Origin of the sequence: Thalassotalea sp. ND16A (genome assembly GCF_000764205.1) — a bacterium.
In the GTDB taxonomy this organism is placed as follows: Bacteria; Pseudomonadota; Gammaproteobacteria; order Enterobacterales; family Alteromonadaceae; genus Thalassotalea_A.
The window spans coordinates 39,574-66,408 of sequence record NZ_JQDZ01000041.1; the positions used below are offsets into that span (position 1 = coordinate 39,574).

Sequence of the window (26,835 nt, forward strand, 5' to 3'; positions counted from 1 at the left end):
TCCTCTAGATTGAATATTTGATGTTAAATGATACAAAATCACGGTCTTTTAATGCATTGGTAGTGCCTACCCCGCCAAAGAATGAATTGTAATTTAAGTCGATTGACAACTTACTTTGATAATCAAAAGTGACTCCCACCGACACTGATTTTCTTTCTTCAACAAAAAGAAACAATGGATCTGGCGTAATACCACTAACATCATGCGAGAACACAACTCTTGGCGATACATTCATGCTCCAAAATACGTCGTTATAATCAAGTTTTGCTAATACTTTATAACCCCAAGCAAAGTCATCCGGGAATGGATTCGACTCTGTCCCATCCTGAACGAATTTCATGACTCCATTTGTTGAACCAGAGCGGTCGGTACCTGGACCATTTAGTCTTAGTTCATCGTGACTAGGCATATCAAGTATATTGATACCACCTATTTCAAATAAACCGGTAAATTGACTTGCACCCAGTGATGGCCCAAACAAGTGGGTAAGTGTTACTTGGTATTGAGCGGTGTCAAGTTCAACATGTCCTTGAACTTCTTTACCTGTTTGATATGGCATTTGTGACAATCTAGAACCTTCAGGTGCACCCGCAGCTCTTAACGCTTGATCAGGGATCGCGGCAAAAAGTAATTCAACATCATCAATTTGCAGTGGTTCATCTTGACGGTACGATATTTCACCAGCAACCGAAGTTAAGCCAACGGTAGTATTAAAGCTTAAACCGTAAAGTTTAATATCTTCTTTGTAGTTTAAAAATGCTTTACCAAACAAATTAAGGTCTAGATAATTATCTTCGGTAACGGCACCGCCAGCTATCATCCCAATATCAGCGCCAACGGCGGCAGGGTCTAGGTTTGCAGCGACACCAGAAAATGTAGGTCGACGAGAGTGATAGTTAATATAATAAAGCGCTAATTCGGTATCATTCAGCTCAGGAAAGAAATAAGAGAACTTCAAACCATATTGGCCGCCATCATCTGGGGTATTTTCACCACGACTGCCCTCGCCTTTTAAGCCTTGATTGGTAAGCATTGCGGTATAATCACCAACAGCTGTAGCATCACCCGCACGAACTCGATCACCGATATCATTTAATTCACCAATCAATTGTTCAAGGTTACGGTCAACCAGACCACCAAACCCTAACTGAACATTATTTAAATGACCGCCAGAGCCGGCAAAGTCATTGGTGGCAAAGTAACTGCCCGGTGCGGGTAATACGGATTTTTCCCAACGGTATTGATAAAACGCTTCAATGTTAAAATTTTCAGTAACGCCGATTGATGCCCACACGGCACCGAATGGAATAAATGCTTCTTTTAATTCTGCACCTGGCGCTCTTAAGCGGGCTAAATCAACCGGGTTAATTTCGCTAATACCGTGGGAAATCAATGTTGATTCACCCCAACCAATGACCTGATCACCAACACGAATACTGATTGGCGTATCACCCACATAGAAATCGGCATAAACAAACGCATCCAATAAACGCACATCACGACAAATTTCATCTTTAGCATCATCATCGTCACAAGGACTCATCGTTTCACCCGTTACCGGGTGAGTGTATGGTCTGTCATTATCCATCATTTCAAGATCGTAAAAATACATGCCTCGACCAAAGAAACCGAAATCACCTGCATCGGCGGAATAACGAATGTCTAAATCATGGGTACCTTTTATGGTTTTCGAAAAGGCTTCACCGGAATCGTAATTTAAATTGCCCAAGTCACCATTGGTTGAGTAAGAGCCTGGCAATAACCAAACATCATTTTGCGGTAGCCCGCCATTGGCCCAATCAATGTTATTGTTTAAATTATTCGACTTACCAATTTTGTTCCAATCCCTATCTTCAATTCGGTAACTTTCACCGTATGAAAATGTGGAATCAAAACTGACTTCAAAATCACCTACATCAAAGGTGACGGCGTTAGCTTGTGCAGCAGATAACAGTAATAACCCTGCCGCTACACTTTTAGCGATTGGATTTTTACCAAATTTTACCATTGTACTTGGCATCATGTTTTCCCCAGAAATTAAAAAACGTTTGATTTTTTATTCGTTATTTTTATTAATTTATTAGACTCAAACGATAATTACACTATTTACCCATCTACGCAACACAAAATAACAGTTGCAAATGGTAGCTAAACTAATGGTTTGTACGGATTTTCGGCAAATAAACCCCACCCCGTTTTAAACGGCTGTTTTAAACATACAAATCACACTGAGGCGAGCTAAATTAACGGGGGGATTACGACAGTTATTAAATTCATGGCAAAACCCAATGGTCCGACCAGCGTTTAAAGCAAAAGCTCTATTTGTAAATAAAATTATTTAAAAAATAATTTTTATTTATGCCAGAAAACTATTTCTGACATAAATAATGGCACAATTAATCGTGACTATTGTAGAGCGGCGTTGAGTTTCTCTTGTAAATCGCGTGATAAGTTAGCCAAACGATTAAGCCTTTCAAGTTGCTCAATCATTAACTTTTGCTGGCCAACACTAAACGATTTGAATTGAATTAATGGTGTAATTAAACGAGATGCTACTTGTGGGTTGATGACATTTAATTTTTGCAATTGGGAAAATAAAAATTGATAGCCACTGCCATCAAGTTGATGAAAATATTTACTGTTATAAAACGCAAAGGCACCAATAAGAGCCCTCGCCCGGTTCGGGTTCTCAATACTAAATTCAGGGTGATTCAATAAGCCAGTGATGCGTGCCAATACATTCGGGTTATTGTGCAACGCGTTTACGGTGAACCACTTATCCATCACCAGGGCATTGCCCTGCCATTGCTGAGCAAAACGAGTCATAACCTCTTCAAAACAGGGTAAATCATTTATCGCGGCAACTTTAATCGCCGCTAACTGATCGGTCATATTATTCGCTTGATGAAATTGTTGTGCAGCAATACCTGAGCAATGTTGTAAAACAGACAAATAGTCTAAGCACGCATTTTTCAATGCCCTGTCGCCTATCGATTTGGCACTTTTGCTAAATGTTTGAGTACACAAGCTCTGGTATGTTGCCGTGAGTACGTTTTCAAGCCCTTTGGCAATAAAATGCTTTAATGCTGAAATAGCATTGATCAGTTTATCCGGTTCAACCAACTCAATGGTATCAGCCATTTGATCAAAACTTGGCAAAGCAAGTTGCTCTGCTTTCAACGCGTTATCACTGTCACTGGTCAATATTTGTTCTATCGCGCGAGTGATTTGTTGTGGTAATTCCAGCCCGGGGGTAAGCAGCAATTGCTTAATGTAATTGGCAAACAAGGTTTGCCCGGCATCCCAGCGATTGAATTCGTCTTTGGCATTGACCATTAGGGTAAGAAGTTCATCATCCGCATACTGATAATCGACTTTAACCGGAGCCGAAAAGTTACCCAGCAATGCCGGTACCGGCTTTTCGTTAATATTGTCGAAGGTCCAAGTTTGCTTTTGCTGTTTAACGTGCAATAAACCTGTGGCAAAGTTTGTCGTATTGGCAGCAACCAATTCAAAATTTACCGGAATGTGCTGGTATTGCTTGTCTTGCTGCTGTTCAGTTTCGGCTAACACTTGCTCTATGCTGACTTGGTAGCTGCAAGTGGTAGCATCATAACTGTCCGTGACTTTCAGCAGTGGCGTACCTGACTGGCTGTACCAAAGTTTAAATTGGTCAAGACAAGTATCGTTGGCATCACTCATCGCACTGACAAAATCATCGCAGGTAACCGCCTGTCCATCATGGCGTTGAAAGTAAAGTTTAAGCCCTTCTTTAAAACCGGCTTCGCCCAATATGGTGTGCATCATACGGATCACTTCCGAACCTTTTTCGTAAACCGTTAAGGTGTAAAAATTATTCATCTCCACCACTTTCTCTGGTCGGATAGGATGCGCCATCGGGCCGGCGTCTTCGGCAAATTGCTGTGCGCGAACCAAACGCACATTTTTTATCCGGGTAACGGCTTTTGAATGCATGTCGGCGCTAAATTGCTGATCACGAAACACGGTTAAGCCTTCCTTTAAACTTAATTGGAACCAATCACGACAGGTGACTCGATTTCCGGTCCAGTTGTGAAAATATTCATGGGCAATTACCGCTTCAACGTTAAAGAAGTCGTCATCGGTTGCAGATAAGTCATCGGCCAACACAAATTTTGAATTAAATACATTCAAGCCTTTATTTTCCATGGCTCCCATGTTGAAAAAATCCACGGCAACGATCATATAAATGTCTAAATCGTATTCCAGATTGAATTCTTGTTCATCCCATAACATCGATTTTTTCAACGAAGTCATGGCGTGTTCGGCTTGCGCTAAATTGCCTTTATCAACAAATAACTCTAAAGCAACTTCCCTGCCTGACCCTGTGGTATAGCTATCGGCCAATAAATCAAAATCGCCGGCAACCAGAGCAAATAAATAACAAGGTTTAGGAAATGGGTCATGCCAGGTAACAAAGTGCATGCCATCGCTCATGTCACCACACTCAACTTTATTGCCGTTCGCCAACAGGTAAGGGTATTTGCTTTTATCGCCAATTACTGTTGTGGTATAAATTGCCATCACATCAGGCCGGTCAAGAAAGTAGGTGATCCGTCTAAAGCCTTCGGCTTCACATTGGGTACAGAAGATATCTGCCGACTTATATAAGCCTTCAAGCGCCGTATTGGCACTTGGATTGGTTTCGGTCTTGATGGTTAGTTCAAACTTGGCGGGTAAATTTGCAAGCGATAACTGTGAATCGGATAATTCAAAATCCTTGTCGCTAATCACGACCCCATCAACAACCACACTGATTAAGGTTAAATGCTCACCATCTAATATTAATGGTCTGTCATGTTGGCCATTTCGTACAACTTGCATCACATTGGTAATGTTAGTGGCGTTATCATCGAGTTCAACTTGAAGGTTTACCGTGCTGATTGAATAATCAGGAGTTTGATAGTCTTTTAAATATCGTGGCGAGAAATCTGTCATGGAAATTGTCTTTTTTAAGAGCTAAGGAAGTTAACTTCATTCTACCCAAAAAAACGGTATTGGGAAATGAAGCGTTAAATTAATCCCCCTTAAAAGGCGTTCTGCCTGCCGGGGATAAGCTATTTCGCGAGGTTAACACCCCGCCAACCCTAATATCGTCTATGGTGGTTTGTATTCCATCATCTCTGAAGTACAATCACCCTCAAAAGGCTTCCTGCCTGCCGGGTATAAGTACATCCATGTACAAAAAGCCCGGAGGACCGGGCTAATTTATAACTAGTTTAAGCTAAACTTATGAAGTAGCTTTTACCAATCTTTTGATCTTAAAGCCCATGTAAGCATATGCCACTGCCAGTACCGGATTAATTAAGTTAAAGAAACAGTAGAAAATATAATCCAGTGGATTAACAGCCAACACACCATACATATAGGCACCACAGGTGTTCCATGGGATAAGTGGTGACGTTAATGTACCTGAATCTTCAAGGGTTCGACTTAATACTACCGGGTCTAAGTCTCTACTTTCATATTCTTCCTTGTACATTCGACCTGGCATTACAATCGCCATATATTGGTCGGCGGTGACAATGTTAGTCGCAATACAGGTACCGACAGTACTGCTAATTAACCCGCCGACAGAGTTTACGCCTTTTAGTATTGAATCCATCAACTTACGCAGTAGGCCTAAATGCTCTAGCACGGCACCAAAGGTTAAGGCACAAATAATTAACCAAACCGTATTTAACATGCCTGACATACCACCACGACTTAATAAACTGTCCAGGTTTTCATTGCCCGTTGACACTGACACACCATCAAAAAATGCGGTCCAGACCACTTTAATGTTCGCCGTTACAGCATCTACCCCCTCACCCGCCAAACTCATGATGAAATCTTGCTGGAACAATATCGCCCACACCGCACCGGTTATGGCACCAATAGAAACGGCAAGGAACGCCGGCATTTTTTTAATCGCCAGCACCAGTAGCACCACTAATGGAATTAAGTTAAACACACTGATATTAAAATGTTGCTGCATTAACTGATTAAGTTGCAATGTACCATCGGTGCTTTGTTTAACCTCTGCGCTAAAACCTAAAATCATGAACAACACTAATGCGGTAGCGATTGATGGTAATGTGGTCCATAGCATATAGCGTATGTGCTTAAATAACTCTGTTCCTGCAACCGCAGGCGCTAAGTTTGTGGTTTCCGATAATGGAGAGATTTTATCGCCAAAATACGCGCCAGAAATAATGGCGCCGGCGGTGATGGCGGAGTCTAATCCCAGACCATTGGAAACCGCAAGCAAAGCGACACCAATCGTTGCCGCGGTGGTCCATGAGCTACCAATAGACATAGCTACCAATCCACAAATCGCACAGGTTGCCACATAAAACCACTGTGGGTTTAATATTTCCAGGCCATAATAAATGAGTGTTGGCACGGTACCAGATAGCAACCAGGTACCAATTAAGGAACCAACGGCAAGAAGAATTAATACCGCGCCCAGCGATATGGAAATGCCCTTGATGATGGCCTTTTCGATACCGGCCCATCGGTGACCATTTTTTAACCCGATGATAATTGCGACACCAGCGGCCAACAATAACGCAATTTGGTTAGGTCCAGAAGATGAGCCGTCACCAAAATACATTACCGCGGTCGTTAACATAACCACCATGGCAATCAAAGGTATCAGTGCATCCCGTAAGTTGGGTGTTTTTATTTTTGTTGTTTCTGACATAGTTTACTGCAGTCGAAAAAGAGTGATATTGATTCTATTATCAAATTAGCCAAATGTAATGCTCTTTTTCAGAGATCGTTGAGTATATAAAAAATTATTCACATTAATCGAATAACTAACATCATGAATAACCGTAAAATTCAATTAAAACCTAAGTTATTCAACATATTGCAAGTATAAAAAAAACCGTCAAAAGACGGTTTTTTATTTAAAAATAATTTTTAATTATTTTTTCGCAAGTCGACCAACTTCGACTAAATCAAAGGTAATACTGGCGGTTTCATCCAAAAACGGATCTAATTCAGCCAACTCTTCCGGAATATCATCAACAGATTCAACCTTCGCTTTATCCATAGCCAACAACCGCATATTCGCTCTATTTAAACGCTTCATTTTGTTCTCTTCCCGTTCGGCTTTACGTTCGGCAAAGTTTAGCGAGGTGGATTTTTTATCCTTATTGGCACGATAATAAGCAATGTCTTCATCAAGGTATTTAAATTCGTCATTGGCTTTAATGCGTTGTTGATGCAAAGAATCTAAATAGGTAATGTCTTTACTAAAGTCATGAATTTTGCTGTATGAGGCTTTGTTTATTTTATCCCATTCCAACGCGTTCTCTTCACGGCTTTCTCCCCATTCGCCAGGCTCAATTGCCGATGGGAACAGAATATCTGGTGTTACCCCTTTATGCTGGGTACTGCCACCATTAATCCGGTAAAATTTAGCGATAGTAAATTGAATACTGCCCAGTGGGTTATCATATAAATCATAGACACGCCCCAGACCTCGATGTTGTTGCACCGTACCTTTACCGAAGGTGTTTTCACCAATGATGATGGCTCGGCCGTAGTCTTGTAATGCCGCCGCAAAAATTTCAGATGCAGAGGCACTGTATCTATCTACCATCACCGTAAGCGGGCCATCGTAATAACTTAAGCCATCGGTATCTTTATTTACTTCCACGCGATTAGCACCATCACGAACTTGTACTACCGGGCCTTTATCAATAAATAAACCAGTTAGCAGAGTCGCTTCTACCAGTGAACCACCACCATTACCACGTAAATCAATAATAATGCCTTGTACATTCTCTTCTTTTAACATGGCAATTTCTTTCGCCACGTCACGAGAAAGTTTGTTGTAAAAACTTGGGATGGTAACCACGCCAAGTTTTTTTGCAGCTTCTGGGTTATCACCTTGTTGTGACTTATCGATATAGACTTCAGATTTTGCAGCTCTGTCTTCAAGTTTGATGGTATCGCGGACAATTGAGATAATTTCCAGAGTCGGATCGTCTTCGCCTTTTTCCACTTGCAAACGAACTGTGGTGCCTTTCGGCCCTTTGATCAAATCAACCACATCATCAAGACGCCAGCCAACCACATCAACAAAGTTTTCATCCCCTTGAGCAACACCAATAATTTTATCTTTTGGCTTTATTTTTTTCGATTTATCGGCTGGACCGCCGGTTACCACGCTTTGGATCACAGTAAAGTCGTCTTCCGACCTTAATACTGCGCCTATGCCTTCTAACGACAGGTTCATTTCCATTTGGAATCGTTCAGCATTACGTGGCGACAAATAAGAGGTATGCGGTTCAACGGTACGAGAAAATGAATTCATCACTACCTGGAATACGTCTTCACTTTCGCCCTGACTCAACCGCTTTAACGCGAAGGTATAACGTTTGCTCAGCAATTTTTGAATTTCACTCCAGTCTTTGCCGGCTAACTTTAAATTTAACGCGTCGTATTTAACCCTTTTACGCCACATTTCATCGAGTTCGACAGTATTTTTTGCAAACGCGGCCTCTTCACGATCAAATACGTATTCTTCTTTAACATTAAAATCGAATTCGTTTTCAAGCAGTTTTAACGCAAACTGGTAGCGCTGAAAACGACGCTTAACGTTTAAGTTATAAATGGCATAAGCAGGAGTCAGTTTGCCACTGGCCACCATATCGTCAAAACTGTTACGATATTTTTCAAAATCGGCAATATCTTCAGCGAGAAATACTTGACGAGAATAATCGAGTTGCTTCAGATAAAAATCAAATATTTCTGAAGATAATTCATCATTCATTGCAAATTTTTTGTAATGCTGACGAGAAAACGTTGCAGATATTCGCTGACTTGCTTTTTTATGTTGCATTTCTTGTATTAATTGCGGCAAATCTTGCTCAACAATTTTCGCTGGTTCTATAACTTTCGTTGGCTCAGCAACTACCGACCATGATGAAAAGGATAGAGAAATGGCAAGGGCTAATCGACAAATATTCTGCATATAACTGCTCCAAATGTTATTTAGTAAAGATTTTATCGGCTTGTGTTTTTACCACCATACCTGAGCTTAACTGTACACTCACATCTTTACCGGCTACTTCTGTAATAGTAGCATCTAATGGGGAATTCCCAACCTGAACCATCACTTTCATCCCTGCAGATAATGAATTGGCTTCAGCTTGAGTTAATTTAACTTTTGCTTTGGCTGGGGCTTTCTTCGCTTTTCCAACCTTAGGTCTAGGCTTACTACTTACTGTAGAGCCCTTTTCATTTGCTTTAGTTCCTTTATAAGACTTATTTTCTGTTTTGTCTTGTGTTTTTTTGTTAGCAAATTTGTCCTGGCTTTCTTTTAACGTTTTCGCGGCGTAATCCGCTTGCTCTTGATCGATAAGCTCAGCGTCTTCACCAACAAGGTTTACCCGATGACTACCCACCTTAATTGACTTTAAGTAACGCCAGCTTGAAGTGTAATGACGCAAGGCTTGACGCAATTGCGTTTTACTTACTTTTTCATCATCCGCAAGTTCGGTTGCAAGTTCTTGAAAAATACCTATTTTTAGAGGTTTAACTTTGCCTTCAAGGGAAAAACATGCAGGGAATTTTTCCACTAAATGGGCAATAATTTCTTTACTGGTGATACGTTTGGTTTCCATAATATTTACTTCATTCATTAATTTTGTTGTTCAAGATATTGTTCTCGGTTTTCAAGCAAATGCCTGCACCAATCATAAATATCATCAAATTCCAGTTCAGGTAGGCTATCTTCCCCAATCCAGGTTTCCCATACCAAATCAAGCAGTTGCGTTAATTCTTCAGGGTCGATATCATCTTCCGCCATTTGATAAATGGTGTGATAAAATTCATTTATTTTTTCAGCAACACACTCTTCTTCACCTTCCCAATCTCCGACAACGGCCTCAGAAACCAAAAAATCATGTATTACGACAAATTCTTTCATTGATTATAAATTACTTAGTTTGTTTACGTGAGCTAATTTGTACGACTAGCAATTAGGCTAAAGTCTGTTCAAATGCATGCACTATTGCTTGCAAGCCTTGCGCATCTATTTGATCAAAATTGGCAAATGCGATGCTATCAATATCTAACACGGCTATGACTTTACCATTTTGATAAACGGGCAAGACAATTTCAGAGTTACTGTTTGCATCACAAGCGATATGTCCTGAAAACTGGTGTACATCGCTAATCAGCTGGATTTTCTGTTCGCTTACCGCAGTACCACAAACACCTTTGCCTAGCGGAATACGGATACAGGCAACCTGCCCTTGAAAGGGCCCTAGCACTAATTCATTTTCTATCACGCGATAAAAGCCCGACCAGTTTACGTTTTCAAGAGTATTAAATAGTATGGCGCTAATGTTTGCCATATTGGCAATGGCATCATGCTCCTCACTAATAATGGCTTTTACCTGGCCCAACAAACTCTGATAAAAGTCCGCTTTTTCTCTGTCCATATTAACATCTAATGTTGCGTTCAAATTCACGCCCAAACCCAAGGTTTCTGAAACCCTGCCACAAAAGCGGTTAACATACCTTGTCAGCGCCTTAAATTAAAGTATTTCCTTGGGTTTTTCATTATTTTATGCAGATAAATACAACTTTATCGTGTAATTGAATAAATTAAGCTGACTTGAGCACTGATTTCATATTTACCCGGGGTAGAACTCAAGGCAATAGAGCTGGACTCCATCAAACTGTCTTGCATGATTAATTTTGGCACATTAAAAGGGATCTCAGTCATATGAGTAACCTTTCCCAGATCTAAATCTAATTTATTTGCAATCCGTAATGCTTTCGCTTGTGCATCTTTAATGGCGGCGTCTAATGCCTGTCGATAAAAGGTATCTGCTTTGCTGGTTTGGTACTTCAACGCTGAGATGTATTTAACGCCCAGGTGTATGGCTTTATCGAGAATAGGATCGTAATGAGAAAAATCATCCAGGATAAAAGTGATTTCTCTGCTCACTTCAATAAGCGAAGGTTGATATAGGTTTGCTGATTGTTGGGCACTCCGATCAAATATCGGTCTTATATTCATTTGCGTCGTTTCAATGGATTTATCAGTGATATCCATTTCTTTTGCCATCGTCAGTAACTCAGTCGTTTTCTCATCAACAACTTGTTTGGCTTGCGCTGCGGTCATTGCTCTATCGGCTAGCGATATTGAAAAAATAAAAATATCGGGGTCAATAAACACGGCACCTTTGCCGGTGACTTCTATGCCTTCTGGCTTTATTTGTTGCGCCATAACTTGCATTGAAAACGTAACAATCAATAAAGTGCTCAGCATAACCCTTAATTTAGCCATCATAATTAATTCCTCTTTTGTTGTTCCTTAATGAATGTTAAAAATTCTTGCTGCTCTTTTGCGCTTGCCTGCTGCCACCAATATTTCAGCATTGCTAGATTTTCAGGGCTGGTTTTGCTGATGATACCGTCTTCGCCCTGGGTAGAACGTTGCTGTGCAATTTCATCTCGTCGTAATAAAGACTGTTTCAGCGCAGTATCATTATAGCTTGCCAAAGATTGAATCATCACCGCTACAGCATCGCCGTCAGGTTTAACTAATTTCACCAAAGGTGATTTGGCGAACCGTTTTGCATCTTGTTGATTTAATTGCTCCGGGTAACTAAAACTTAACGTTGCTTCTTTACCAACCGTAAATAATAAAATGAATGGCTTGGATGCTACCGTGATGTGATGATCTTCCATGTCGTCGTCAAATATTGATGAGTATTGTAGCACCAGTATGTTCTGACCTTCGGGGATATTTAGGGTCGTTTCTGAGGAAAATATCGAACGAGAATACTCTTCGCCATTTAACCGTTGAACGATAAAGTCTTCCGGCACAATAAGCTCTGCAGCGGTGACTGAAAACATGCTAAACCCTAAAAGCAACGGCAATAATGTTGATTTCATATTTACTTCTTAATCTTTATATAAATTAGATGATTAACTGAAGTATAAGGGATTTATATTAAATTTATATGAAGATTTGAGCCGGTAAGATAAATAGCATGTAGGATTTAGAAAAGCGCAACGATCGGCATAAAGCATGTACCGGCTCTATGCCGTCCATGGCGCCTCTCAGTTAATTCATCCTTGAATTATCACTGTGAAATTTTAACGGAACTACTACAATGAATGAAAAGTAGATTGGGTAACCAGAAGCTTGTCTTCTTCGCTTTCATCCTGCAAAACAAAATCAAAGGTTTCAAATTTTCCCTTAAATCCGAGCGGCGCAATTAAGGTCACGGTATAATTCGATATCTGCTGTGGCGCAACGATTAACGTTTTTTTCGATTCAATTCTAAACCCTTCCAGTCCCTGGTAACTCAACTTAAAATGGCCCTTAGCGTCAGACTTGTTTAAGATTTTTAACTGATAGGAATTTTCAACTTCCCCCAACCCATTCACCCGATACAGTGCATTCCTATCTTTAAGCACCGACACCTCAAATTCACTGCGATTATTTAGCCAGTTTGCCATAAAACCAACACAAATCAGTAACAGTGCCATATATCCATATTTCGCTTTGCTATCACTGTGTTGCTCGGTTTCACTAGCAAAGCGAATGAGGCCTTTAGCATAAGAAAACTTGCTCATGGTCTGATCACAGGCATCGATACAAAGCCCACAGTTGATGCAATCATATTGCAGGCCATCACGAATATCTATGCCTACCGGACACACCTGCACACACAAATTACAGTCAACACAATCACCTAGCTCTTGCGGTTTTTCTCGATTAAGTTTTCTTGGCCCCCGACTCTCACCACGCTCAATATCATAAGTAACAGTGGAAGTTGCATCACTAAACATTACCGATTGAAAACGCGCATATGGGCACATATGCTGGCACATTTTTTCACGTACCCAACTGGCATTTACATAGGTACAAAGCGCAAAAAACCACACCCAACCAGTGACTATTGAAGTCGTATTTAATGTGAAAAATTCGATGTAAATTTGCTCTGCGGGCACAAAATATGACATAAATACCAGCGCCGTGATTAATGAAACTGTCAACCACATGCCATGTTTTCCCAGCTTTTTAGCACATTTTTCTATGCTTATTTTTGATTTATCTAATTTGATCCGTTGTTGTCTATTGCCCTCAATTCGGTTCTCAATCCACAAAAACATTAGTGTCCAAACAGTTTGTGGGCAAGCAAAGCCGCACCAAATACGCCCGTATTTGCTGGCGACATAAAACAAGGCAAAGGCCGCGATAATAAACACGAAGGTAAAAATCAGTAAATCTTGCGGATAAAAATAGTAGGAGAAAACTTTTAGGTGTTGCGCTTCAACATCAAATAAAATCGCTTGTTTGCCCTGATATTGAATAAACGGTGTCACAATAAACAACATCATTAAAGCAACACTTAAATAACGGCGGATGCTTTGATAAAAGCCTTTTTGTTCTTTGATATAAATTTTATCGTCGATTGCTTTGGTTTGAAAAATAATACTGCCTTTATCTGTTGAGGTCTTTTGCACCATCACTCTACTCCCAGCCACTCAAGGCTAATGCGTCTATGGAAATTGAGCCGTATTTTAATTTGTGCTAACTTAGGGGACAGGTACAAGAAAATTAAATATATAGGGTACAGGCGGTATTATTGATGAAAACCAGTAAGTTTGGAAAGTTAGCGTCAGTTCTGATCCAGAAAATTGAAAACAAAATGTTTCAACATGGTGAAAAATTGCCGGCAATCAGGGCATTATCGTCTGAACACGGAGTTTCTAAAAACACGGTGATCAGAGCCTTAATTGAATTAGAAAAATCAGGCTACATTAGCGCCAAACCTCGCTTAGGGTTTTTTATTACCTTTAAACCAGCTGAAAGTAAACCACCACAAAAACTTGCAGCCCCGTTACAAGCCGTTGAAGTCAGTATTCCGCAAATGTTCTTTGAGATCATGAGTCATAGTGCCGCCTTTGACATTCTGCCCAGCGCTACAGAACAGTACCAATCAAAACATCTATTGCAACTGAATCGTGAGCTGAGCCGGGTAGCAAAACAAAACCCATTCAAAAAAGCCTCGTATTATGATGCGCCAGTGGGGTTGCAGTCATTACGAGTGCAGATAAAAGATAGGTACCGAAGCCGAGGGCTGATCATAGATGAAGAAGATTTATGTATCACTTCTGGCTGCCAACACGCGTTATTTTTGTCGTTATTTACCGTGTGTAAGCCTGGAGACAACGTTGCCGTAGAAAGCCCGGGCTTTTACGGAGTGATACAATTGTTAGAGCAATTACAGCTTAATATCATCGAAATTCCTGCCTCTCCGGTTACCGGCTTAGATCTCGAGGCACTGACATCAGCAGTGAATAAATGGAACATTAGCGCCGTGGTAGTCACGCCATCGTTTTCAACGCCTACAGGGGCGGTAATGAGTGTGGCCAACAGAAAAGCGTTAGTCGCTATCGCGAATGAACATGACTTTGCGGTGATCGAAGACGATATTTATGGCGAACTGGCATTCGACAGCAGTACTCATTCCGATAATCCCCCGCCACTGAAAGCCTTTGATAGTCAAGAGCGGGTTATTTTATGCAGTTCTTTTTCGAAATCTTTATCTCGCGATTTACGCATTGGCTGGGTTGCCGGAGGTCGTTGGCACAAAGACATCATCCGCTTGAAATTAAGCAGTCAACTTGCCAGTAGCAGAGTGCAACAAGAAGCCATTGCTGAATTTATGCTAAATGGTCATTTCAAGCGACATATCGCCAGTTTTACCAGCACATTGCTCAATCAACGTAATCAATTGCTAGCGGCAATTTTGCAGTATTGGCCTAACTCGGTAAAGTATACGCTGCCACAAGGCGGGCTTGCTTTGTGGGTAGAATTTAGTGAACACATTGATACCACCAAGCTTTATGCGAACGCGTTAGAAAAAAACATCACCCTCACTCCTGGACAACTATTTTCGTGCTCTGGCCATTATAACAACTGTTTACGGGTGAGTTTTAACCACCCTTTTGTTGGTGAGCGGCTAACGGCTTTAAAAACGATAAAAGCCCTGATCATCAAAGATTAGGGCTTTTATGGTTTTTAAAGTAGCGCTTTATTTACTTGTCTAAGTTCAACATTACAGTGTAAACAGAAAGCAAGTAACCTAAAAACAATCACCGGGAATTCTTACCCAGCCTTCCATTAGTACGCGGGCGCTACGGCTCTTATTATATAGCGCTTTATTTACTTGTCTAAGTTCAACATTATAGTGTAAACAGAAAGCAAGTAGCCTAAAAACAATCACCGGGAATTCTTACCCAGCCTTCCATTAGTACGCGGGCGCTACGGCTCTTATTATATAGCGCTTTATTTACTTGTCTAAGTTCAACATTATAGTGTAAACAGAAAGCAAGTAGCCTAAAAACAATCACCGGGAATTCTTACCCAGCCTTCCATTAGTACGCGGGCGCTACGGCTCTTATTATATAGCGCTTTATTTACTTGTCTAAGTTCAACATTATAGTGTAAACAGAAAGCAAGTAGCCTAAAAACAATCACCGGGAATTCTTACCCAGCCTTCCATTAGTACGCGGGCGCTACGGCTCATCATGGCTTTATTCACGGTCCAGGTACCGTCATTGTTGCTGGCCTCGGCACCTACTTTTAAAGTACCTGAAGGATGGCCAAACGTTACCGAATTACGATCACCACCACCGGCAGCTAAATTCACCAATGTGCCAGGTATCGCCACGGCAGTACCAATAGCAACGGCAGCAGTGCCCATCATCGCATGATGTAGTTTACCCATAGATAAGGCACGAACGTTTAAGTCGATGTCATTTTCTGTAATGTTTTTACCACTTGATGAGGTATAAGCTTTAGCTGGTGATACGAAGGCAACTTTAGGTGTATGTTGGCGAGCTTTTGCCTCTTCAATGTTAGTGATTAGTCCCATTTTAATGGCGCCATGAGCACGAATGGTTTCAAACCTGCTTAATATCTCATCACTGCCATTAATCGCTTCTTGTAGTTCGGTACCTTGATAACCTATGTCTTCAGCATTTAAGAAAATGGTTGGAATACCAGCGGTGATCATCGTTGCTTTAAACGTACCTATGCCAGGTACTTCTAAATCATCAACCACATTACCGGTAGGGAACATTGCCTCTGAGGGATCTACCGGGGCGATAAATTCAACCGGCACTTCGGCAGCTGGAAACGTTACGCCATCCAATTCAAATACACCGGTTTCTTGTACTTCACCATTGGTGATCGGAACTTGCGCGATGATAGTTTTAGAAATATTTTTCTGCCAAATGCGCACCGTACATACACCATTATCAGGAATACGTTCAGGGTTTACTAAACCCGACATAATGGCAAAAGAGCCAACTGCTGCCGTTAAATTACCGCAGTTACCCGACCAATCTACGAATGCTTTATCAATGGCGACTTGACCAAATAAATAGTCAACATCGTGATCTGCTTGTTCCGATTTGGCCAAAATAACAGTTTTACTGGTACTTGATGTTGCACCGCCCATACCATCGGTTTGTTTGCCATACGGATCTGGACTGCCAATAACACGCAATAACATGTTGTCACGAGGCTCACCAGCAACCTGACAACGCTCTGGTAAATCGGTTAAATTGAAAAATACACCTTTTGATGTACCACCACGAATGTACGTAGCTGGGATCTTTACTTGAGGAACATGAGCCATTGCTCTCTCCTTAAATTAGTTATTTGTGAAACAAAGGCTTCACTTACGAAAATAAAAAACAGCATTAGATTGCTCTTTTGCTGCTTATATTCAATGCGCATGAATTCAATTATTAAACGAGGTAGTTGCGTTGAGAGCAAGGCGGGAGCGCGGAATGTGTACTTACACATGAGCACTCCCAACGCCGCTATCGACGCAAATAGTCGTTTAAGAGTTGGATTCCAAGAAGTCATTGGCGAATTTCTGTAGAACTCCGCCGGCGGCATAAACAGAAACTTCTTCAGCAGTATCTAAACGACATTTCACTGGAATTTCTATTACTTCGCCATTACGACGAGTCATTATCACAGTCATTGCTGCACCTGGTGCAGTAGAACCCGTAACATCGTAAGTTTCAGTACCATCAATGTGGTAAGTATGACGAGTCTCATCGTTAGTAAATTCAAGTGGTAATACCCCCATGCCTACTAAGTTAGTACGGTGAATACGTTCAAAGCCTTCAGAAACAATCACTTCAACACCGGCTAGGCGGACTCCTTTTGCCGCCCAGTCACGTGAAGAGCCCTGACCGTAGTCAGCACCCGCGATAATGATCAATGGCTGCTTGCGTTCCATATAGGTTTCAATTGCTTCCCACATACGTGATTCAGTACCTTCTGGCTCGATACGAGCTAGAGAGCCTTGTTTTACTGCACCGTTATCATCTTTACACATTTCGTTAAATAATTTCGGATTGGCAAAAGTCGCACGTTGCGCAGTTAAGTGATCGCCACGATGGGTTGCGTATGAATTAAAGTCAGCTTCTGGTAAGCCCATTTTATCTAAATAAGCACCCGCAGCACTGTTTAATTGAATCGCGTTAGACGGCGATAAATGATCGGTAGTGATGTTATCACCAAGGACGGCGAGTGGTCGCATACCTTTCATTGTACGTTCACCCGCCAATGCACCTTCCCAGTACGGAGGGCGACGAATATAAGTACTTTTTTCATCCCAGTCGTATAATGGACTTTCAGCTGGCTCAAACGCACCTAAATCGAACATTGGCGTGTAGATTTTTTTGAACTGCTCAGGTTTAACACTTGCCGCGACAATGGCATCGATTTCTTCATCGCTTGGCCAAATATCTTTCAAGATGATGTCGTTACCGTTTTGATCTTGCCCTAATACGTCTTTTTCAATATCAAAACGCATCGTACCAGCAATAGCGTAGGCTACCACTAATGGAGGAGATGCTAAGAACGCTTGTTTTGCGTATGGGTGAATACGACCATCAAAGTTACGGTTACCCGATAATACTGCCGTTGAGTATAAATCACGGTCGATAACTTCTTGCTGAATTTTCGGATCTAGCGCACCACTCATACCGTTACAGGTAGTACATGCGTAACCGACAATACCAAAACCTAATTTTTCCATTTCAGGCAATAAACCTGAGTCTTCTAAATAAAGTTTTGCGACTTTTGAACCCGGAGCAAATGATGATTTAACCCAAGGTTTACGTACCAGGCCTAACTCGTTAGCACGTTTAGCAACAAGACCTGCAGCAACAACGTTACGTGGGTTTGAAGTATTCGTACATGACGTAATAGCAGCAATAATTACTGCGCCATCAGGCATTTGACCTTGTTCTTCTTGTGCTTTACAAGCGTCTAAACCTTTAGCAATGTCTTTCGCTGCTAAATCAGCCGTCGCTAAACGACGATGCGGATTAGACGGACCGGCTAAGTTACGACATACCGTAGATAAATCAAATTCGATAACACGAGGGTATTGTGCTTCAACTAAGTCGTCAGCCCACAAACCTGTGTGCTTGGCGTACGTTTCAACTAAGGCTACTTGCTCTGGCTCACGACCAGTGATCTTTAAGTAATCAATGGTTTGTTCATCGATGTAGAACATACCCGCTGATGCGCCATATTCTGGTGTCATGTTTGAGATAGTTGCTCTATCACCAATGGTTAAATCTTTAGTACCTTCACCGAAGAATTCTAAGTAGCTAGATACGACTTTTTCATTACGCAAGAATTCAGTGATCGCTAAGACCATATCGGTAGCAGTTATCCCGGGTTGGCGTTTACCGGTTAACTTGACACCAATGATGTTTGGCAGACGCATCATCGATGGACGACCAAGCATCACCGTTTCAGCTTCCAGGCCACCTACACCAATGGCAATAACACCTAAGGCATCAATATGGGGCGTATGGCTATCGGTACCAACACACGTATCAGGGAAAGCAACACCATCACGAGCCTGAATAACTGGCGACATTTTCTCTAAGTTGATTTGATGCATAATGCCGTTACCGGCAGGGATCACATCAACGTTTTTAAATGCAGTTTTAGTCCACTCGATAAAGTGAAAACGCTGTTCATTACGGCGGTCTTCAATTGAGCGGTTTTTATCAAAGGCTTCAGGGTCAAAACCCGGCGCTTCTACGGCTAATGAATGATCAACAATAAGTTGTGTTGGTACAACCGGGTTAACTTTTGCCGGATCGCCACCTTGATCAGCGATAGCGTCACGAAGACCCGCTAAATCAACTAATGCGGTTTGACCTAAGATATCATGACAAACCACGCGAGCTGGATACCAGGGAAAATCCAGATCTTGCTTGCCATCAATAATTTGTTTTAAAGAATCGGTTAGTGTTTCAGGGCTACAGCGGCGTACTAATTGTTCAGCTAATACACGTGAGGTATAAGGCAGTTTTGCGTAGCTACCCGGGGTAATTGCTTCAACCGCTGCACGCGTATCGAAGAAATCTATATTGGCACCAGGTAGAGGCTTGCGGTATTCATAGTTCATAAGTTAATCCACTATGTTTTTCAACAATGGCGCATACTATATTATGCGCCAATTATTAAATTTTATCTAAGTTTTAAGCAGGGGGTTTAATTCAATTTCAAGATAGAAAATCTGCGCATAGTAAGCATATGTAATGATCTTCTAACGATGAAATAGGATTAAATAACAAGTCAAATTATCGTTCGCTGATAGGACCAACAGTACGTGGTTCTACACCGGTGTAATCTGCACTTGGACGGATAATACGGTTGTTATCACGTTGCTCCATTACATGAGCGGCCCAACCCGTTAAACGTGAACACACAAAGATCGGTGTAAACAATTTAGTTGGAATACCCATAAAGTGGTAAGCAGATGCATGGAAAAAGTCAGCATTACAGAATAATTTTTTGGTGTCCCACATGTACTCTTCACAAGCAACCGAAATGTCGTAAAGTGATGCATCACCAAATTCTTGCGATAATTGCTCTGACCATTTTTTGATGATCACATTACGTGGATCTGAGGTACGGTAAACCGCATGACCAAAGCCCATAATTTTCTCTTTACGCTCAAGCATACCAGCCATTTGCTCTTTCGCGTCGCTCGGAGACTTGAATTTTTGGATCATCGCCATTGCCGCTTCGTTTGCACCACCGTGCAGTGGACCACGTAATGAACCAATGGCAGCAGTAACACATGAGTACATGTCAGAAAGCGTAGAGGCACAAACACGAGCGGTGAATGTTGAAGCATTAAACTCATGCTCTGCATATAAAATAAGAGATACATCAATGACACGACGGTGTAATTCAGACGGCGTTTTACCGGTAAGTAAACGTAAGAAATGACCACCAATTGAATCTTCATCGGTAACACAATCAATCTCAACACCATCGTGTGAGTAACGGTACCAGTAAGTCATAATTGCCGGGAATGCCGCTAATAAACGGTTGGCCGCTTTATTTTGCTCAGAAAAATCAACTTCTGGCTCAATGTTGCCTAAAAAGGAAGCTCCGGTACGCATCACATCCATTGGGTGTGCATCGGCTGGTATGTGTTGTAATACTTCTTTAAGTGATTGTGGTAAATCACGCATCGTTTTCAGTTCAGCTTTGTAAGCATCGAGTTGCGCCTGGTTTGGTAACTCACCATTGAACAGCAAGTACGCGACTTCTTCAAAGGTAGCGTTATCGGCTAAATCGGATACATCGTAACCGCAATAGGTTAAACCAGAACCCGATTGACCTACGGTACATAATTTTGTTTCACCGGCACTTTGACCACGTAGACCTGCACCACCAATTTTTTTCTCACTCATAATACTTTCCTTTCAATTTTTTATAATTCGTTAATTCGTTATGCAACAAACTGTATTTATTTGTTTTTACCTTCAGAGAATAAGGCGTCGAGCTTTTGCTCGTAATCGTGGTAGCCAAGGTAATCGTATAAGTCCATGCGCGTTTGCATGTTATCAATTACCGCTTTTTGATCGCCGTCGCTCAACAAGGTTTTATACACTAACTCTGCAGCTTTGTTCATTGCACGGAACGCACTTAGTGGGTAAAGCACCATGGCACAGCCCCACTCGCCCAGTTGTTCTTTATTCCACAGCTCGGTTTGACCAAACTCGGTAATGTTCGCCAATACTGGTACATCTAGAGCTGTGGTGAAGGCACGGTAGTGTTCTTCGGTTTTCACCGCTTCGGCGAAAATACCGTCGGCACCAGCGGCCACGTAGGCTTTCGCACGTTCAAGGGCAGCTTCTAATCCTTCTTGAGCGAACGCATCGGTACGGGCCATGATGAAAAAGTCTTTATCGGTACGGGCATCTACTGCCGCTTTGATGCGATCAACCATTTCTTGGGTGGAAACGATTTCTTTATTCGGACGGTGTCCACAACGTTTTTGCGCAACCTGATCTTCAATGTGAACCGCAGCGGCACCGGCTTTTTCCATATCACGAACGGTTTTCGCAATGTTAAATGCACCACCCCAACCGGTATCAATATCCACTAAAAGAGGCAAGCTAGATGCAGCAGTAATACGTTGTACATCGGCAATCACATCGTTTAATGAGGTCATGCCTAAGTCAGGTAAACCGTAAGATGCATTGGCAACACCACCACCTGAAAGGTAAATAGCCTGATGACCTAATTGCTCAGCCATCATCGCACAATAAGCATTAATGGTACCTACGACTTGTAGCGGCTTGTTGTCTGTTAGTGCTTTACGAAATTTAGCACCTGGTGATAATTGTGTTGTCATATTATTCACTTTCCTTTTCTAGTTTATTCTCGATATTTTTACGCGAAGCGGCGATATGACGGCGCATTAACATTTCAGCTAATTCTCCATCTCTGTCGCTGATTGCGTACATGATTGCTTTGTGTTCATCGTATGCACGGGTTGCTCTTGGACTATTCATGCCAAACTGACAACGATACATACGAACCAGGTGATAAAGCTCACCACATAAAATTTTAATTAATTGCTCATTATGGCTGCCAAGGATCACCCGATAATGGAAGTCTAAATCCCCTTCTTCCTGATAATAAGCAATACCATCTTTAAGCTGTTGATCATTCCCGTGAGCATTTAACACTTGTTGTAATTCAGCTATTTCATCATCTTGCATGTTTTGCGCAGCCAGACGACAGGCCATCCCCTCTAATGCTTCCCTTACCTGATAAATCTCCAATAACCCTTGCACCGAACACTCAACAACACGTGAGCCAACATTGGCTTTACGCTCTATCAAATGACATTTTTCTAGACGGTTTAATGCTTCGCGCAGAGTGGAACGGCTTACTTGATATTTTTTCGCAAGTTCTGGTTCACTAATTTTACTGCCCGCTAAAATCTCACCCTCAACAATTTCATGTTGCATGGTTTCAAAAATTTTATCGGCAGTAGTAATGGGGGCTTGTCGAGCCGGATTTTTTAAATTCATTTGATATTTTATTAACTTAACTATTTAGTTATCTTTAACTGATGTCGATAAATTGTCGACACTTTGAATTTACAATTAAGATAATACGCGGATAAATGTGTAAGTCAAGAGTATCGCCCTGCATTGTCGACAATTAGACTAAAGAACTAGAGAATAAAACTATTATTAATGGATTGTCGCTCATATTGTACGACATACAAGCGTTTGAATAAATTCCCCCAAGGCAAGCCTTCTCGCTCTGGCTCGTCTTCACTGCGTGAAGTGGAGTAATTTATAAAATATAGCTTCGCTATAAACAACAAAGGTTAAAATTCATTAGTCATTTATATAGCAACGCCACGAAGTGGCATATATAGAAATGCGTAGCAGATCTATCCGAAGAACCAATAGCAAACGCCTATTCCAGCACAAATGCCACTGACATCAGCAATCAAGCCACAAGTGATGGCATGTCGAGAATAACGAATGCCGACGCTGCCAAAATATACGGCCAGTACGTAGAAAGTTGTCTCGGTGGAGCCTTGCATGATCGAAGCCAATCTCCCGGCAAAAGAGTCGGCACCATGAGCATTCATCGTTTCAATCATCATCGCCCGAGAGCCTGAGCCACTTAGTGGTTTCATAAAAGCCGTGGGCAGTGCGTCTACAAAGCGGGTATCCCCGCCTAATAACACCACTAAATGGCGAATACTGTCGACAATCATCTCTAATGCACCGCTGGCTCTAAAAACACCAATGGCACACAGCATGGCTAACAGATAAGGGATAAGTTTAATGCTGACTTCGAAGCCTTCTTTCGCTCCGACAATAAATTGATCGTAGACATTCACTTTTTTTAAGTGGGCAATAGTCAGAAAACTGATAAGTACCGAGATGATTAAAAAGTTCCCCATTAAGGAGGACTGCGCGGTCAATTGCGCGGCACTTAACTGTACTAAATAAATAACCAGTGACGCAATCAATGCCATTGCCGCACTCAAATACAGCAGAATGACGCCTTTATATAACTTTATCCGTTGAAACAATGCCACCGACACCAAACCTGCCAGGGTTGAGGCAAAAGTTGCCAATAAAATAGGGATAAACACATCAGTAGCAACTGCAGCACCTTGTTGCGCCCGATAAACAAAAACACTGATCGGGAACAAGGTTACCGAGGAAGTATTCAACACCAGGAATAAAATCTGGGCGTTACTGGCAGTATCTTTTTTTGGGTTAATGCTTTGTAAATCGGCCATGGCTTTTAAGCCTAAAGGTGTGGCGGCATTGTCCAGGCCTAAAAAATTAGCCGATAAGTTCATGGTAATGGAACCAAATGCCGGATGATCTTTTGGTACCTCTGGCATTAGTCTTGAGAATAATGGTGAAATGGCATGGGCAATTTTATCTACCACCCCACCACTTTGTGCAATTTTCATCATTCCCAGCCAAAAACTTAATATTCCAATTAACCCTATCGCAATTTCAACCGTCACTTTCGACATTGAAATAATGCTGGTGAGCAACTGTTCAAAAATGACATGATTGCCAAGTACTAGCCATTGGTAAACAGAGACGATAAAGGCAATGAAAAAAAAGAACAGCCAAATGATATTTAACATACTGATTACAACTACATTTTTATTATTCTAGCTACCATAACATAACAACAGCCCTTGGTTAACAGTTGCGTTTGAGGCAAATTATTTTGATTCATCCCCTCAATATCGGGCTGTTGATAAATTGTGCAAAAGATGTACAAAAGCTATTCACCAATTGTGGACAGACCACTCAAACTAATGCGCAAACCATTGTTTTAAAAAGATTAAAAATTAATTTTATTTTTTTCACAAATCGACTGGATTTTAACCATTGATACACTACAATTATTAATTCAAGCAGTGATTTACTTCGAGTTAACTTGCACAAATTAGAGTTAATTGGCAGAAATTTATTCCCTTGAATTTATTAGCGCAGGCTCAACCTATTGAGCCATTCCCCTGAGCCTGAAGCGATTGCTTCAGGCCTTTTTTTTGGCTCTGTTAGCATTAATTGCGGATAACTGAGATTATAGTCGCCTTAAGGAAAACTGGGCATACTTTACAGCCATCCAATACTTCTCATCCGCCTATAAAAGTGCCATTGAGAATCATCCAAAATATCAGAAATAAAGCACCGTCAACCCGCAATGTTTTTGTGTGGCATCCCCTCAGTTTCGAAGTGACTTGAACGAGTGTTTTGTGCCATTCAGAGACGTTTAACCTTCAAGTGTCAGGGCATACTCCGAAACAATTAACCACGTCATTGCGGCGCAGGCCGCAACCCCCTTTCGGATATAGCGTGCCTATAAACAATCGCTTCCTCAAACTAATTTTAACTAAGCTACACTTAAATTTCATTTATTGAAAAGGAATTCAATCATGAAACAACCCGCAATCTATGTTATTTCTAATGTTCACAATACAGTTCTGTACATTGGCGTAACAAGCAATTTAGTTCAACGAATATACCAACATAAAGAAAAGCTTATTGGTGGCTATAGTGCTAAATACAACTTAACAAAACTTGTTTATTTTGAATTATTCAACGACATGGAAAACGTGATTGTAAGAGAAAAGCGATTAAAGCAGTGGCATCGAAGATGGAAAAATAGATTAATTGGAGGGGTAAATCCAAACTGGCGAGATTTATACCCTGATATTATTTGAGTTTATTTTTGCTAGCCACAGCATGCGTCAGGAGGTTGCGGCCTGCGCCGCAATGACGGTGTGTTTTTTCTAGATTAAGTGGTGTATTGTACGGCTCTTAATCGCTCACAGCCGCCTGTGAGCTTTTGATTACATTACTTTAAAATACTAAACGGTACAAGAGTGCCAAATATAGTCTTTTAAGACTTAATTAGAGCATAGTGAGTTTTACTTGGTTGAGAGAAACAAACGCAGATAGTTTTCCGTCGACAATCTGGCAATGTCTTCCACGCTTTGACCACGTACGTCGGCAAGCATTTTAGCAACTTCGACAACAAAGGCTGGCTGGTTTTGTTTGCCTCGATGCGGTACCGGTGCAAGGTAGGGCGAATCGGTTTCAATCATAAACTTGTCATCAGGCACTTGGTGCGCAACGTGTCTTAGAGCTGCGGCATTTTTGAAAGTAACGATACCAGAAAAAGAGATATAAAAGCCCATAGCAATCGCTTGTTCGGCCATTTCCCAGCTTTCAGTAAAGCAATGTAAGACGCCACCGACTTGTTCTGCCCCCTCTTCGCGCATGATTGTTAAGGTATCCTCTTGCGCATCACGCGTGTGAATAATGATTGGTTTATTCAATTTTCGCGCGACCCTGATGTGTTTACGAAACGCATCTCGCTGTACTTCTTGCGTTTCAGGAGCATAAAAATAATCCAGCCCAGTTTCGCCAACAGCGACCACGCGTTCATTATCGGCCAAGGCTAATAATTGCTCTTCATCGACGCGGTCTTCTTGATTTAATGGATGCACACCACAAGACAGTTGTACATTGTTATATTTAGCCGTTTTTTCGGCCATCGCAGTAAAGTCATTAAGGGTTACTGAAACACATAGCATTTGTGTAACATTTGCTTTTGCTGCAGCGCTAACCACATTATCGAGGTTATTATCAAAATCACTAAGATCTAATCGATCAAGATGACAATGTGAATCTATAAACAAAGGAGGCTCCGAAATTGAAAACAAAATTTTTTCCATCAATAAACAAAAAGAGTAAAGCGATTCGCTTTACTCTTCATCTAATTACATTATTAATGCACTGGTTATAAGTTTATCACACCGTAAGTTAATTTATCAGCTTTCTGCTTGTACCTTGTATCTTGTACCTAATCCCTACATAGTATACGTTGGATCTTTAGAATTAAGCATTCGACCCAGTGCAGATTCAATTTGATTGCGAATGTGATTCTCATCGGTAACAAATGCCACACCAACACCAGGCTCAGTACCATTTTGTGCACCATGTGGAGTGATCCAGCACACCACGGTGTCAAGTTTGGCAACTTCGATTTCACCAGGCATCAACACTTCAAGAGAGATTTCATCACCCAGTTCAAGTTGCTCTTCGGTTTTTATGAATAATCCGCCGTGCTTTAAAAATGGCATGTAGGCCATGTAAAGCTCTCGGTCATTATTAAATTTCAAGACAAAATTTTGCATCATAACTTCCTGATTTTTTATTGTTTTTTTATGTTCATACAGTTTATGAACTCTTGAACCAGTTGCTGTTCTATATCGACTAGCAACGCTTCAATAGTAAAGGTTTTGTTGGCCTGAGTTAACAACTTTATTTGTTTCGTTGCCTGATTGATTAACGTTAAACATTGCCCATATTGGTGTTCATTACCGTTTGTATTATTGCAATAGCTGCTGT

General features: G+C 41.3%; 21 protein-coding genes. 2 read left to right on the forward strand and 19 right to left on the reverse strand.

Annotated features, from left to right (window positions below):
- Positions 1–4 precede the first annotated feature (4 nt).
- The 10 genes from ND16A_RS12125 to ccoG form a co-directional block, all read right to left on the reverse strand.
- Positions 5–2,008 carry a DUF1302 domain-containing protein gene (locus ND16A_RS12125; protein ID WP_152593843.1) on the reverse strand — a complete coding sequence of 668 codons (2,004 nt, stop codon included), beginning with the start codon at positions 2,006–2,008 and terminating at the stop codon, positions 5–7.
- A gap of 398 nt (positions 2,009–2,406) precedes the next feature.
- On the reverse strand, positions 2,407–4,977 hold the full coding sequence (pepN, locus tag ND16A_RS12120) for an aminopeptidase N (protein WP_033077031.1): 2,571 nt from the start codon (positions 4,975–4,977) through the stop codon (positions 2,407–2,409).
- Between the two features lie 292 nt (positions 4,978–5,269).
- Positions 5,270–6,724, reverse strand: coding sequence for a Na+/H+ antiporter NhaC (gene nhaC / locus ND16A_RS12115; RefSeq protein WP_033077032.1), 1,455 nt, complete (start codon positions 6,722–6,724; stop codon positions 5,270–5,272).
- A gap of 225 nt (positions 6,725–6,949) precedes the next feature.
- Positions 6,950–9,007 (reverse strand): carboxy terminal-processing peptidase, encoded by a 2,058-nt coding sequence (gene prc / locus ND16A_RS12110; protein WP_033077033.1) that lies wholly within the window; start codon positions 9,005–9,007, stop codon positions 6,950–6,952.
- 16 nt (positions 9,008–9,023) lie between these two features.
- Positions 9,024–9,677 carry an RNA chaperone ProQ gene (gene proQ / locus ND16A_RS12105; RefSeq protein WP_235282015.1) on the reverse strand — a complete coding sequence of 218 codons (654 nt, stop codon included), beginning with the start codon at positions 9,675–9,677 and terminating at the stop codon, positions 9,024–9,026.
- Positions 9,677–9,964: a hypothetical protein gene (locus ND16A_RS12100; RefSeq protein WP_033077034.1), complete on the reverse strand. Its 288-nt coding sequence runs from the start codon at positions 9,962–9,964 to the stop codon at positions 9,677–9,679. Before ND16A_RS12100 ends, proQ begins: the two co-directional genes overlap by 1 nt.
- Before the next feature lie 52 nt (positions 9,965–10,016).
- Positions 10,017–10,481, reverse strand: coding sequence for a GAF domain-containing protein (locus ND16A_RS12095; protein ID WP_033077055.1), 465 nt, complete (start codon positions 10,479–10,481; stop codon positions 10,017–10,019).
- 146 nt (positions 10,482–10,627) lie between these two features.
- Entirely contained in the window at positions 10,628–11,338 is a 711-nt protein-coding gene (locus ND16A_RS12090) for an SIMPL domain-containing protein (RefSeq protein WP_033077035.1), read from the reverse strand.
- Between the two features lie 2 nt (positions 11,339–11,340).
- Positions 11,341–11,946 (reverse strand): YccT family protein, encoded by a 606-nt coding sequence (locus tag ND16A_RS12085; protein ID WP_033077036.1) that lies wholly within the window; start codon positions 11,944–11,946, stop codon positions 11,341–11,343.
- A 216-nt stretch (positions 11,947–12,162) separates the two neighbouring features.
- On the reverse strand, positions 12,163–13,530 hold the full coding sequence (gene ccoG / locus ND16A_RS12080; RefSeq protein WP_081945518.1) for a cytochrome c oxidase accessory protein CcoG: 1,368 nt from the start codon (positions 13,528–13,530) through the stop codon (positions 12,163–12,165).
- A gap of 122 nt (positions 13,531–13,652) precedes the next feature.
- Between ccoG and ND16A_RS12075 the strand changes: the two genes are divergently transcribed.
- Positions 13,653–15,074, forward strand: coding sequence for an aminotransferase-like domain-containing protein (locus tag ND16A_RS12075; RefSeq protein WP_033077037.1), 1,422 nt, complete (start codon positions 13,653–13,655; stop codon positions 15,072–15,074).
- Between the two features lie 459 nt (positions 15,075–15,533).
- On the opposite strand, the gene prpF is transcribed toward ND16A_RS12075, so the two are convergent.
- From prpF to ND16A_RS12045, 6 genes are all read right to left on the reverse strand, one after another.
- Complete coding sequence (gene prpF, locus ND16A_RS12070) at positions 15,534–16,712, reverse strand: 2-methylaconitate cis-trans isomerase PrpF (RefSeq protein ID WP_033077038.1); 1,179 nt, start codon at positions 16,710–16,712, stop codon at positions 15,534–15,536.
- A gap of 207 nt (positions 16,713–16,919) precedes the next feature.
- The gene (gene acnD, locus ND16A_RS12065) at positions 16,920–19,523 is read right to left on the reverse strand and encodes a Fe/S-dependent 2-methylisocitrate dehydratase AcnD (RefSeq protein ID WP_033077040.1); all 2,604 of its coding nucleotides are present in this window, start codon (positions 19,521–19,523) and stop codon (positions 16,920–16,922) included.
- Between the two features lie 175 nt (positions 19,524–19,698).
- Positions 19,699–20,823: a bifunctional 2-methylcitrate synthase/citrate synthase gene (gene prpC / locus ND16A_RS12060; protein ID WP_033077041.1), complete on the reverse strand. Its 1,125-nt coding sequence runs from the start codon at positions 20,821–20,823 to the stop codon at positions 19,699–19,701.
- 56 nt (positions 20,824–20,879) lie between these two features.
- Entirely contained in the window at positions 20,880–21,770 is an 891-nt protein-coding gene (gene prpB, locus ND16A_RS12055; protein ID WP_033077042.1) for a methylisocitrate lyase, read from the reverse strand.
- A gap of 1 nt (position 21,771) precedes the next feature.
- Positions 21,772–22,455, reverse strand: a complete 684-nt coding sequence (locus ND16A_RS12050; protein ID WP_033077043.1) for a GntR family transcriptional regulator — start codon at positions 22,453–22,455, stop codon at positions 21,772–21,774.
- Positions 22,456–22,826: 371 nt separating this feature from the next.
- On the reverse strand, positions 22,827–24,056 hold the full coding sequence (locus ND16A_RS12045) for a nucleoside recognition domain-containing protein (protein ID WP_033077044.1): 1,230 nt from the start codon (positions 24,054–24,056) through the stop codon (positions 22,827–22,829).
- A 798-nt stretch (positions 24,057–24,854) separates the two neighbouring features.
- On the opposite strand from ND16A_RS12045, the gene ND16A_RS12040 reads away from it, so the two are divergent.
- A complete protein-coding gene (locus tag ND16A_RS12040) occupies positions 24,855–25,142 on the forward strand; it encodes a GIY-YIG nuclease family protein (RefSeq protein ID WP_033077045.1) in 288 nt (95 codons plus the stop codon).
- 207 nt (positions 25,143–25,349) lie between these two features.
- Here the strand turns inward: ND16A_RS12040 and ND16A_RS12035 are convergent, their stop codons facing one another.
- The 3 genes from ND16A_RS12035 to ND16A_RS21660 form a co-directional block, all read right to left on the reverse strand.
- Positions 25,350–26,123 carry a TatD family hydrolase gene (locus tag ND16A_RS12035; protein WP_033077057.1) on the reverse strand — a complete coding sequence of 258 codons (774 nt, stop codon included), beginning with the start codon at positions 26,121–26,123 and terminating at the stop codon, positions 25,350–25,352.
- A 171-nt stretch (positions 26,124–26,294) separates the two neighbouring features.
- Complete coding sequence (locus ND16A_RS12030) at positions 26,295–26,624, reverse strand: PilZ domain-containing protein (RefSeq protein ID WP_235282021.1); 330 nt, start codon at positions 26,622–26,624, stop codon at positions 26,295–26,297.
- 14 nt (positions 26,625–26,638) lie between these two features.
- A partial coding sequence (locus tag ND16A_RS21660) for a hypothetical protein (protein WP_033077047.1) occupies positions 26,639–26,835 on the reverse strand: 197 nt, incomplete at its 5' end.

Bases quoted from the DNA above. Each gene is read 5' to 3' on its own strand.
- ND16A_RS12125 (WP_152593843.1), bottom strand. From the start codon at position 2,008: ATGGTAAAATTTGGTAAAAATCCAATCGCTAAAAGTGTAGCGGCAGGG.
- pepN (WP_033077031.1), bottom strand. From the start codon at position 4,977: ATGACAGATTTCTCGCCACGATATTTAAAAGACTATCAAACTCCTGAT.
- nhaC (WP_033077032.1), bottom strand. From the start codon at position 6,724: ATGTCAGAAACAACAAAAATAAAAACACCCAACTTACGGGATGCACTG.
- prc (WP_033077033.1), bottom strand. From the start codon at position 9,007: ATGCAGAATATTTGTCGATTAGCCCTTGCCATTTCTCTATCCTTTTCA.
- proQ (WP_235282015.1), bottom strand. From the start codon at position 9,677: ATGAATGAAGTAAATATTATGGAAACCAAACGTATCACCAGTAAAGAA.
- ND16A_RS12100 (WP_033077034.1), bottom strand. From the start codon at position 9,964: ATGAAAGAATTTGTCGTAATACATGATTTTTTGGTTTCTGAGGCCGTT.
- ND16A_RS12095 (WP_033077055.1), bottom strand. From the start codon at position 10,481: ATGGACAGAGAAAAAGCGGACTTTTATCAGAGTTTGTTGGGCCAGGTA.
- ND16A_RS12090 (WP_033077035.1), bottom strand. From the start codon at position 11,338: ATGATGGCTAAATTAAGGGTTATGCTGAGCACTTTATTGATTGTTACG.
- ND16A_RS12085 (WP_033077036.1), bottom strand. From the start codon at position 11,946: ATGAAATCAACATTATTGCCGTTGCTTTTAGGGTTTAGCATGTTTTCA.
- ccoG (WP_081945518.1), bottom strand. From the start codon at position 13,530: ATGGTGCAAAAGACCTCAACAGATAAAGGCAGTATTATTTTTCAAACC.
- ND16A_RS12075 (WP_033077037.1), top strand. From the start codon at position 13,653: ATGAAAACCAGTAAGTTTGGAAAGTTAGCGTCAGTTCTGATCCAGAAA.
- prpF (WP_033077038.1), bottom strand. From the start codon at position 16,712: ATGGCTCATGTTCCTCAAGTAAAGATCCCAGCTACGTACATTCGTGGT.
- acnD (WP_033077040.1), bottom strand. From the start codon at position 19,523: ATGAACTATGAATACCGCAAGCCTCTACCTGGTGCCAATATAGATTTC.
- prpC (WP_033077041.1), bottom strand. From the start codon at position 20,823: ATGAGTGAGAAAAAAATTGGTGGTGCAGGTCTACGTGGTCAAAGTGCC.
- prpB (WP_033077042.1), bottom strand. From the start codon at position 21,770: ATGACAACACAATTATCACCAGGTGCTAAATTTCGTAAAGCACTAACA.
- ND16A_RS12050 (WP_033077043.1), bottom strand. From the start codon at position 22,455: ATGAATTTAAAAAATCCGGCTCGACAAGCCCCCATTACTACTGCCGAT.
- ND16A_RS12045 (WP_033077044.1), bottom strand. From the start codon at position 24,056: ATGTTAAATATCATTTGGCTGTTCTTTTTTTTCATTGCCTTTATCGTC.
- ND16A_RS12040 (WP_033077045.1), top strand. From the start codon at position 24,855: ATGAAACAACCCGCAATCTATGTTATTTCTAATGTTCACAATACAGTT.
- ND16A_RS12030 (WP_235282021.1), bottom strand. From the start codon at position 26,624: ATGATGCAAAATTTTGTCTTGAAATTTAATAATGACCGAGAGCTTTAC.